The following is a 7,023-nucleotide window of genomic DNA, read 5'->3' as shown; positions in this document are numbered from 1 at the left end:
CCGAGCCCTCAGCTCAGGCGGGTACCTCTTGGACGTGTTCCCCGGCATGACTCCAACCTTCCCAAGGTTTGGAGTCTCCCGACATGCCGGGGCGGTTCACCCAGGTTCTGTTGCTGTCAAGCAGCGCGTTGGAGGATGTGCTCCCAGGCGATTCTTTCGTCGTACAACGCGCCTGTTTTGAGGCAGCCGTGCAGGATGCCGATCCACCGGTTCGCGAGCTGTCGTAGGGCGGCTTGGTGGCTGGTGCCACGGGCGCTCTGTCGGTAGTAGGCCTTGGCGCCGGGTGAGCCGCGCATCGAGGAGAACGCCCACTGGTGCGCGGCGTCGGCGAGGTGTTTGTTACGCGCGTGCCGGGACAGGACGGCCTTCTTCTTGCCGGGCGCTTTGGTGATCGGCGCGGTCCCGGCGTACGACTTACGCGCCTTGGCATCGACGTACCGCTGTGGGTCGTCGCCGAACTCACCCAGCAGGCGAGCTCCCAGGATCACGCCTAGTCCCGGCAGGCTCGTGACCAGCTCCGCTGCCGGGTGCCGGCCAAAATGCTCGCCCACCACCTGCTCCAGGGTGTCGATCTGCTCGTTCAGGGCGGCGATGAGGGCGACCTCGGCGCTCACGATCGCCGCGAACGCCGTCTGCACCGGTCCGGGCTGACGCAGCTCCTCCGCGCGCAGCAGCCCCAGGACGGTCTCGGCCCGCGACTGCGGGTCGCGCCGGTTGGCTCTGGTGAAGGCCGCGAGGAGCGTTCGGTGAGTCAGCGCTGCGCCACGGTCCGGGTCGGGAGCCTTGGCAAGCAGCTCGAGCGCGTCAGGGGCATCGAGGTCCGGGAACGCCTGCAGCGCAATGGGATAGAACTCCCGCAGCGCGCTCCGCAGCCGCAGCACATGCCGGGTCCGTTCCCACACCAACCCCTGATGGGCCCGCGCGGCGAGTTTGATCCCTTCGGCCAACGTGCTGTCCCCGGCGACCGGGCGATGCTCAGCACGATCCAGCCGCACGATCTCGGCCAACACGTGCGCGTCCCCGGCGTCGGACTTCGCCCCCGACACCGAGTGACGCTCCCGATACCGCGCCGCCGACCTCGGGTTGAGCGCGTACACCGTGTACCCGGCCGCGATCAGCGAGGCGACCCACGGGCCGCGTTCGGTCTCGATCCCGACCAGCACCTCCATGGCCGGCTCGGGGTCGCGGCCCGGATCCGGCAGCTGCTCGGCGATCAGGGCGTGCAACCGGGTCACCCCGGCTAGCCCTTCCGGGAAGCGCTTCTTCGCCAGGACCTTGCCGTGCTCGTCGACGAGCTCGACGTCGTGGTGGTCCTCCGCCCAGTCGTCACCCACGAACAGCATCGCACCAGTCCTCCTTGACTCCTTTGCCGACACCGACATTCCCGTTCAGCAGCGCGGAGGAGGACTCCCAGCGATCTCATGGCCAAAGTGCTCTGATCAAACTTCCGATCGGCACGACATCCCAGCAGCGGTCACCGCCCTCCTCACGACTGGCGGGCGCACGGTCTGCCGCAAGACCTCGCAGGATCAGATTCGGAGAGTGCTGACCCGCCAGCCGCTACCGGAACCGAGCCTCCCAGCACAGCCAGGCACTCGGCTAGAACCCATGAGATCCGGATGTTGGCTGACGGTCCTCGGTACATCGGGGCCGCAGTGTGTGTTCCGGGGCTCGGCGGGACGGCACGAACGCACCTGCGCAGCCGGTCAACGCCGGTCAAGTGAACGCTCTAGTGCCAGACACCCCTTCTGGCTCAGGTGGAGCGTCAAGAGTTCAGCACTGAGAACGGCCTACCGATCAAGCCATTGACGGCTTCGTCGTAGTCGAAGGCGACCATTGCGGCTGGGCAAGGTCACGCGTTCGTGGGCAGCGGGCCCGGAGCGGCACGAGGTTGGCGAGCCCGTCGGCGGCTTCGTCGTTGCCCTTCGGGCCGCGCTGAAGGTGAGCCTCCGGAACCTTCTGGCCCCTGGTTTGCACAAAGCGTTGCTTGCCACCGTCATCTGCTTGTCAGCGACCGGGGGAAGACCCGGGGCTAACGGTCCTTGGCTAGATCGTTAGGACTGCGCACCGCGAGGTCGAGCGAGGCGACGATAGAAGTGAGCGTCCAAACGCCCGCCATAGCCAAGCCCCAAACCACGGGAACCGTCGCGTCCAGGTGCCCCTTTGCCAGGACAGCGGACGCCGTCGCGGCCGAGGCTGCGGCGGTTCCTGCGATCAGTAGTGCTTCCACGGTCAGCAGGGACACGACCGAGGTGGCGGATGTGCCGGACATGCGGTAAACGGCAATTTCGCTTGCACGGAGGCGAGTGCTGATTGCTGTGGCCAAGGCGCCCAGCGCTCCAAGAAGTAGGGGAAGCCAGCGGCTCGGGCGCTTGAGGTACGTGTCCACCGGGTCATTGGTCGGCACTAGCAATTCGGTGGACGTCACCGCGTTCCCGCTCGTGTGTAGTTGTGCGGCGAGGGCGTCCCTTGTCGTTTGCGCGTCTGCGAAGGGATCGAGGATGACTACGCAATGTTCGCTTGTGCTCGCACTGGCCCGGGGCGGGAGGGTGATGCCGAAGCCAGTGCCTAGACCTTCTGCGTGTGGCTCCGCAACCACGGCTTTTGCTGGTTCGTCACCGATGCGGACGACGAAGCCTCCGGACGCATGATCGGATAGCTTGGGTCCGACGAGCAGGTCGGCGTCCTTCAATTCGGGGAATAGGGTGATGCTGGCCCGCTGGGCAGGGAGGCGGTTGCCCACTGGAAGCACGTTGAGCTCCCGCTCTGGTTCGAGAACCCCGGCAGCCCGGACCCCGGACTGTGTCGCAAGCGCCTCACATGAGGCTCGAGAGATGAGGGTTGGTTCTTCGGGCTTCAACGCAGAGAAGGTGAGGACGTTGTGTCCGTCGTCCGCGAGGGCCTGAACTTCCTTCCGCAGTGATTCGGTTTCGACGAGTATGAAGGCACTTGAACCGGAGCCGGCGAGTACGGCGAGCGCAAGGACAGGAAACATGCGCGACCCAGCTCCGAAGACATTCTTGAATGCCTCGCGGATGAGCAGGTGCGGGCGCCAGCGGTCAGTTGCCATGGTTTTCCAGGGTCCGAAGATGGACGGCGGCTGAGGCCGAACTGACGAGGATGGGGTCGTGCGTTGCCACTACGATTGTGGCGCGAGCTCTGAGCTCATGGAGGATTTGCGCGATCAACTCAGTGTTGGTCGCGTCAAGGTTGGCGGACGGTTCGTCGGCAAGGATCAGCTCCTTGCCCGAGGCCAAGGCGCGAGCGAGCGCAAGCCGCTGCAACTCGCCTCCTGAAAGCCGGCGCGCCTGCTGTTGAAGCCGGTCACCGAGATGAACGAGCTCCAGGGCCTCGACTGCTCGCTCCCGCGCGTCGCTGAGTCGTGCGCCGGAGCTTAAGGGGGCGATGGCCACGTTCTCCAGGGCGCTTCGACGAGCTAGGGCGTTAGAACCTTGGGGCACCCAGGCAACACGGCTCGGGTCCGGAGGTAAGGGTGCGGGGCCTGAACCGTGAAACTCGATGCATCCGGCGCTGAGCGACTGGTAGCCGGAAAGGGCGGCGAGCAGTGTCGATTTGCCGCTCCCGGAGGGACCGACGAGGGCGGTCACTTGGCCTGAAGCAAAATGCGTAGTCAACCCAGAGAACACGATGCGGTTGCCAAAGTGCACCGCTGCATCGAGAACCTCGATCTGCATAGGTGAGCTCACGTGCACCCGGCGAGGACGTTTGCGGGGAGGCTGAGAGGATCCCGAGCAACCTGGTCGTCCACCAAAGCCGAGTCCACGACCACGACGCCCAGCTCGCCCGCGGCGCCCCGCAACGTCCCCAGGGGCAAGGGATTCCAAGTCCCCCTCTCCAGGCGGAAGAGGCACTGGGCGCCAGACATCGTCATGTAGACGGCAGTGCTTGGCACGACGGCACGTTCCTGGGCGCGTGAGAGCCTGATCAGGCCGCCGACGTATTGTTCCGGCGCGCCTCCGCCGCCACCTCCGGTCATCTGCGCAGCGCCGGTAGTAACGGCCTCGCGCAGGCTGGTGTAGACGGCGGTCAACTCTCCAGCGGTCGGCTTCAGACCAGACATGGCTATCTCTCGGTCGCCGAAAGTCAGGGTGAGCGCCCCCTTCTGCAGCGGCGCTAGAGACGAGCCTTGGCTCGCGGGTGTGATCGAGATGTCCGTTGGCGTCGGTGCTAGGCCAAGGACTGGGTCACCGACGGCAACCGGACTGGCGAGGGTCACAGAGGCTTCGCCAATGGCTGTCGCGGAATTCGGCACGAAAGCGACGTAGCTTGGCCGGAACACGCCGTCCTGAGGCACGCGCAGCCGCTTCTGCAAGCCCGTGACAGCGGCCTTCACCGTCGGCCCGAAGGTGCCGCTCACCTTCCGCCGGTCGAGTAAGCGGGCATCCGACAAGAATTGGCTCAGCAGGGCCACTTCAGGCCCCGTCTCGCCAGATCGAAGCTCTCGGTACAGAGGCGTTCGGCCGCGATGCGCCAGGACCGGCACGCCGTCAACGGCAAAAAGTTCCTCACCCGATTGAATCGGGCCAGCATCTTGGGCGATGCTGGTGACAATTCCGGCCACGGGCGATCGCACCTCGCCGAGCTGCTTCAGCTCGATATTTACGAGTACGGAGGTGCGGTAGTCCGTGCTACGGCTCCCCACTTTGACCAGGGACGGCTCGTCCGGTGCAACGCTGGCAACCTCGCGCTTGCTCGCCAACGGGACAGCTATAGCGATAGCCGCCACCGGCACGGCCCACAAGGTCACGAGAACCACAACCGGCACCCAAGAGCCCGCCCAAGACCTGAATCTTGGGCGGGCTCGACGACGGGCGCTCATCCGCGGATCCTAGCAACCGGGGCAGGCCCGCTAGCGAAAGCAATCACGAAGAGTGACCCCTTCTTCGCGCATCTGCATGTCCACCTTCGCCCGCGTGTCACCGGGCTCGACGCCGCGTTTCCGCAGACAGTCACGCAGGTGTTGTGTTTCCTGCGAACCGTTCTGCACTCCATCCGACGTCTGCCACAGGATGTCAACGAAGTTGAACTCGGCGTGGTAACACTTCTTTTCGGCGCCGCTCTGAACGGCAGCGTCCGGCATCGCGAACTCGTACATCGCGTGCTTTAGTTCGACCTGACCCAGTTCGTAACCAGCCGCGCTCAGGCACTCGCGGAAACGCTGGAAAGCGGCTCTGTACTCGCTGGCGTCGACCTTGTTGTCCCTGATCTCGGCGGCTTGCGCCTCGGACGCCAGGGACAGGTCCATGCCGTGGAGAGCGTTACCAGCACTCGCTGTTGGCTCCTCCACGGAGGGGGAGGAGCATCCCGACAGCATGGCGATCAAAAGCACGAGTCCGGAGCGCCATATTACTGGTTTCATTGCATCTACAGAGTGGAGTAAAAGGAGAGGGGGCCAACGGAGGTCGAGTGCTGGGCCCTAAAGGGGTTCGTTCCGGAGAGGATTTGGCTGACACCGCCCTGTCCATACGCGCAGTACTTCCACGCGGTCCAGCTCGACCCACCGATGTGGGCGTAGTTGACTCGAACTCCGAGCACCCCGCAGGTATTCGGGGCATCGTCGTAGGTGCCCCCGCCGTTGTTCTCAGTGAACCCGACAACGACGGCGGAATTGCCACAGGTTCTTGAAGTAGAACCAGCATGTGCGGGTGCGGCAAGCGCGACCGCAAGCGCGACCGCAAGCGCGGCTCCGCATGCCAGCGCCAAACCTGAATGTGCAATACGAGGCATCGTTGCTCCGTCCAGCCTTGTGCCGATTTCTTTGGGCGGCCCCTGTGCTTGGAGAGGCTAGCAGTGGCACCCAGTTGCGTCCAGCAACCTCTCAGGTAGTTCTCAGGGTCCCCGTTCCAAAGTGCGTTGCCGCCGGATGTGGCGCTGTTGTGGTGTGGTTTCGGTAAGACGAGGTGGTGCGGCCCAGGGGGAGGGCCTGCCGTCGAGGCTTTGCTCGGGCGGCTCATGCCTCCAAGACAGTGAGATCGAGGGCACGGAGCGGATACCCGAGCGCGGTGAAGTCGGTTGACGCTGGACCGACTTGACGGCCGGGGTGCTGGGGCCGTGACGGCAGGTCCCGTTCGCGCCCGGTGCACACGACCGGCGTTCGCTAACGCCGGTGTATCGGCCGCTCCAGACGATCTCACGTCCGGAGCAATTGCCTGACGCCTGGACAGTCAGTGAGTGTCGGCGAAAGGACACCCAAATGACCCACATGATCTCCAGTCCCCCACTGAGGCAGGATCTCGAGATCTCCGATGGAAGCGGTCGGCGAGGGTCGACGAGCGCCGAGGACAACGTGTCAACGGCGGCTGAAATCGAACCCCCTTTGCGACGGGTGAAATCGGCCCTTTTCCCTGTTGGTCATGTCAGTCCTCGGCTCCCAGGGGCGTAGGGACGCGGCCAAGGTCGCGGTTCTTGAGCCGGTAGGAGTCGCCTTTGAGGTTGACGACGTCGGCGTGGTGGACGAGCCGGTCGATCATCGCGGCGGCCACGACGTCGTCGCGAGACCTCGCCCCAGCGGCCGAAGGGCTTGTTGCTGGTGACGATCAGCGCGGCTCGTTCGTAGCGGGAGGACACGAGCTGGAAGAACAGGTCGCGGCCTCGGGCTCGAAGGGGATGTAGCCGACCTCGTCGAGCTATGCGGATGTCCGCATAGCTCGACCTATACCGACAACGCGACTATGCCGAGGGGCACGCTGGCCGGCGGTGGGCAGCCTGAAGGGTGAAGCGGTCCACGACGCCGGGGGCCTGCGAGCGTCGGCATAGTTGCGGCTCAGGTCGGCGGCCTGACGCGAGGCGATCATCACCGCGAACAGCATCCGGGAGTAGCCCGCAGCCATCACCAACACCGGCGGCCGGCCCAGCTGACCGTACCCGAGCGGGACATCGACCGGCGGGAACTGAGCGAACGCACTGTCATCGGCATTATGTGGGTGATCGGTGTCAAGAGGCTTCGGTGGTGTCGAGGCTGGTGATGAGGTTGTCGTAGATCTCGGTTCGTCGGGTTTGGCC

General features: G+C 65.1%; 5 protein-coding genes and 1 pseudogene. All 6 read right to left on the bottom strand.

Annotated features, from left to right (window positions below; all coding sequences use genetic code 11):
* Nucleotides 1-116: 116 nt before the first annotated feature.
* Nucleotides 117-1,343 carry an IS110 family transposase gene (locus ASE25_RS06520; protein ID WP_056824108.1) on the bottom strand — a complete coding sequence of 409 codons (1,227 nt, stop codon included), beginning with the start codon at nucleotides 1,341-1,343 and terminating at the stop codon, nucleotides 117-119.
* A 689-nt stretch (nucleotides 1,344-2,032) separates the two neighbouring features.
* Nucleotides 2,033-3,070 carry a hypothetical protein gene (locus tag ASE25_RS22685; protein ID WP_157623356.1) on the bottom strand — a complete coding sequence of 346 codons (1,038 nt, stop codon included), beginning with the start codon at nucleotides 3,068-3,070 and terminating at the stop codon, nucleotides 2,033-2,035.
* A complete protein-coding gene (locus ASE25_RS22270) occupies nucleotides 3,060-3,695 on the bottom strand; it encodes an ABC transporter ATP-binding protein (protein WP_082622740.1) in 636 nt (211 codons plus the stop codon). Before ASE25_RS22270 ends, ASE25_RS22685 begins: the two co-directional genes overlap by 11 nt.
* 8 nt (nucleotides 3,696-3,703) lie before the next feature.
* On the bottom strand, nucleotides 3,704-4,720 hold the full coding sequence (locus ASE25_RS06505) for a peptidoglycan-binding domain-containing protein (protein ID WP_162260592.1): 1,017 nt from the start codon (nucleotides 4,718-4,720) through the stop codon (nucleotides 3,704-3,706).
* Between the two features lie 150 nt (nucleotides 4,721-4,870).
* Nucleotides 4,871-5,266, bottom strand: coding sequence for a hypothetical protein (locus tag ASE25_RS06500; protein ID WP_056824095.1), 396 nt, complete (start codon nucleotides 5,264-5,266; stop codon nucleotides 4,871-4,873).
* 1,111 nt (nucleotides 5,267-6,377) lie between these two features.
* Nucleotides 6,378-6,647, bottom strand: a pseudogene (locus ASE25_RS22265) (ATP-binding protein); the annotation flags it as partial.
* Nucleotides 6,648-7,023 lie beyond the last annotated feature (376 nt).

The organism is Terrabacter sp. Root85 (assembly GCF_001429185.1).
Classification (GTDB): Bacteria; Actinomycetota; Actinomycetes; order Actinomycetales; family Dermatophilaceae; genus Terrabacter.
This window is presented reverse-complemented; position numbering and strand designations above follow the sequence as displayed.

Coding starts and splice junctions, on each gene's coding strand:
- ASE25_RS06520 (WP_056824108.1), bottom strand. CDS start 1,343: ATGCTGTTCGTGGGTGACGACTGGGCGGAGGACCACCACGACGTCGAG.
- ASE25_RS22270 (WP_082622740.1), bottom strand. CDS start 3,695: ATGCAGATCGAGGTTCTCGATGCAGCGGTGCACTTTGGCAACCGCATC.
- ASE25_RS22685 (WP_157623356.1), bottom strand. CDS start 3,070: ATGGCAACTGACCGCTGGCGCCCGCACCTGCTCATCCGCGAGGCATTC.
- ASE25_RS06500 (WP_056824095.1), bottom strand. CDS start 5,266: ATGGACCTGTCCCTGGCGTCCGAGGCGCAAGCCGCCGAGATCAGGGAC.